Origin of the sequence: Pseudomonas sp. OTU5201 (assembly GCF_038440135.1) — a bacterium.
GTDB lineage: Bacteria > Pseudomonadota > Gammaproteobacteria > Pseudomonadales > Pseudomonadaceae > Metapseudomonas > Metapseudomonas resinovorans.
The window spans coordinates 1-3,226 of sequence record NZ_JASATC010000083.1; the positions used below are offsets into that span (position 1 = coordinate 1).

Annotated in this window: 2 rRNA genes; both read right to left on the reverse strand. The window is 52.9% G+C overall.

What is annotated here, in order from left to right:
- Nucleotides 1–47: 47 nt before the first annotated feature.
- A 5S ribosomal RNA gene (rrf, locus tag AAHM40_RS26890) occupies nt 48–163 on the reverse strand.
- Between the two features lie 136 nt (nt 164–299).
- Nucleotides 300–3,190, reverse strand: a 23S ribosomal RNA gene (locus tag AAHM40_RS26895).
- Between the last annotated feature and the right edge of the window lie 36 nt (nt 3,191–3,226).

Sequence of the window (3,226 nt, forward strand, 5' to 3'; positions counted from 1 at the left end):
AGACAAACCCCCGACCCGCTTACGCGGATCGGGGGTTTGGGATAGAAGCTTGACGATGACCTACTCTCACATGGAGAAGCTCCACACTACCATCGGCGATGCGTCGTTTCACTGCTGAGTTCGGGATGGGATCAGGTGGTTCCAACGCTCTATGGTCGTCAAGCAATTCGGTTGGGGCATCGTCTGGGACGCTACCCCGAATCAGGTATGTGACAGTCTGTTTTTGCGGTTCAGGCCAATTTTCGGTCTGTCGACTTCAACCAGTCGCACCCACAATCACCAGATTGTTTGGGTGTTATATGGTCAAGCCTCACGGGCAATTAGTATTGGTTAGCTCAACGCCTCACAGCGCTTACACACCCAACCTATCAACGTCGTAGTCTTCGACGGCCCTTTAGGGGATTCAAGATCCCAGTGAGATCTCATCTTGAGGCGAGTTTCCCGCTTAGATGCTTTCAGCGGTTATCTCTTCCGAACATAGCTACCCGGCAATGCCACTGGCGTGACAACCGGAACACCAGAGGTTCGTCCACTCCGGTCCTCTCGTACTAGGAGCAGCCCCTCTCAAATCTCAAACGTCCACGGCAGATAGGGACCGAACTGTCTCACGACGTTCTAAACCCAGCTCGCGTACCACTTTAAATGGCGAACAGCCATACCCTTGGGACCGGCTTCAGCCCCAGGATGTGATGAGCCGACATCGAGGTGCCAAACACCGCCGTCGATATGAACTCTTGGGCGGTATCAGCCTGTTATCCCCGGAGTACCTTTTATCCGTTGAGCGATGGCCCTTCCATACAGAACCACCGGATCACTAAGACCTACTTTCGTACCTGCTCGACGTGTCTGTCTCGCAGTCAAGCGCGCTTTTGCCTTTATACTCTACGACCGATTTCCGACCGGTCTGAGCGCACCTTCGTACTCCTCCGTTACTCTTTAGGAGGAGACCGCCCCAGTCAAACTGCCCACCATACACTGTCCTCGATCCGGATGACGGACCAGAGTTAGAACCTCAAGCATGCCAGGGTGGTATTTCAAGGATGGCTCCACGAGAACTGGCGTCCTCGCTTCAAAGCCTCCCACCTATCCTACACAAGCAGGCTCAAAGTCCAGTGCAAAGCTACAGTAAAGGTTCACGGGGTCTTTCCGTCTAGCCGCGGATACACTGCATCTTCACAGCGATTTCAATTTCACTGAGTCTCGGGTGGAGACAGCGCCGCCATCGTTACGCCATTCGTGCAGGTCGGAACTTACCCGACAAGGAATTTCGCTACCTTAGGACCGTTATAGTTACGGCCGCCGTTTACCGGGGCTTCGATCAAGAGCTTCGCTTGCGCTAACCCCATCAATTAACCTTCCGGCACCGGGCAGGCGTCACACCCTATACGTCCACTTTCGTGTTTGCAGAGTGCTGTGTTTTTAATAAACAGTCGCAGCGGCCTGGTATCTTCGACCGGCATGGGCTTACGCAGTAAATGCTTCACCCTCACCGGCGCACCTTCTCCCGAAGTTACGGTGCCATTTTGCCTAGTTCCTTCACCCGAGTTCTCTCAAGCGCCTTGGTATTCTCTACCCAACCACCTGTGTCGGTTTGGGGTACGGTTCCTAGTTATCTGAAGCTTAGAGGCTTTTCCTGGAAGCATGGCATCAACCACTTCGCGTTCTAAAAGAACGCTCGTCATCAGCTCTCGGCCTTGAACACCCGGATTTGCCTAAGTGTTCGGCCTACCACCTTAAACTTGGACAACCAACGCCAAGCTGGCCTAGCCTTCTCCGTCCCCCCATCGCAATAACTAGAAGTACGGGAATATTAACCCGTTTCCCATCGACTACGCATTTCTGCCTCGCCTTAGGGGCCGACTCACCCTGCGTCGATTAACGTTGCGCAGGAACCCTTGGTCTTTCGGCGTGGGTGTTTTTCACACCCATTGTCGTTACTCATGTCAGCATTCGCACTTCTGATACCTCCAGCAAGCTTCTCAACTCACCTTCACAGGCTTACAGAACGCTCCTCTACCGCTCGTCTTACGACGAACCCGTAGCTTCGGTGTGTAGTTTGAGCCCCGTTACATCTTCCGCGCAGGCCGACTCGACTAGTGAGCTATTACGCTTTCTTTAAAGGGTGGCTGCTTCTAAGCCAACCTCCTAGCTGTCTAAGCCTTCCCACATCGTTTCCCACTTAACTACAACTTTGGGACCTTAGCTGACGGTCTGGGTTGTTTCCCTTTTCACGACGGACGTTAGCACCCGCCGTGTGTCTCCCACGCTGACACTTCCAGGTATTCGGAGTTTGCATCGGTTTGGTAAGTCGGGATGACCCCCTAGCCGAAACAGTGCTCTACCCCCTGGAGTGATACGTGAGGCGCTACCTAAATAGCTTTCGAGGAGAACCAGCTATCTCCGAGCTTGATTAGCCTTTCACTCCGATCCACAGGTCATCCGCTAACTTTTCAACGGTAGTCGGTTCGGTCCTCCAGTCAGTGTTACCTAACCTTCAACCTGCCCATGGATAGATCGCCCGGTTTCGGGTCTATACCCAGCGACTAAACGCCCTATTAAGACTCGCTTTCGCTACGCCTCCCCTATTCGGTTAAGCTCGCCACTGAATATAAGTCGCTGACCCATTATACAAAAGGTACGCAGTCACCTAACAAAGTAGGCTCCCACTGCTTGTACGCATACGGTTTCAGGTTCTATTTCACTCCCCTCTCCGGGGTTCTTTTCGCCTTTCCCTCACGGTACTGGTTCACTATCGGTCAGTCAGTAGTATTTAGCCTTGGAGGATGGTCCCCCCATATTCAGACAAAGTTTCACGTGCTCCGTCCTACTCGATTTCACTTCCTGGACCCTTTCGCGTACGGGGCTATCACCCACTATGGCCGCACTTTCCAGAGCGTTCCGCTAAAATCCAAGAAGCTTAAGGGCTAATCCCCGTTCGCTCGCCACTACTAAGGGAATCTCGGTTGATTTCTGTTCCTCAGGGTACTTAGATGTTTCAGTTCCCCTGGTTCGCCTCTTGCACCTATGGATTCAGTACAAGATACCTAGGTTATCCTAGGTGGGTTCCCCCATTCAGAGATCTCCGGATCAAAGTCTGTTTGCCGACTCCCCGAAGCTTATCGCAGGCTACCACGTCTTTCATCGCCTCTGACTGCCAAGGCATCCACCGTATGCGCTTCTTCACTTGACCATATAACCCCAAGCAATCTGCCTGTGATCATAGGGG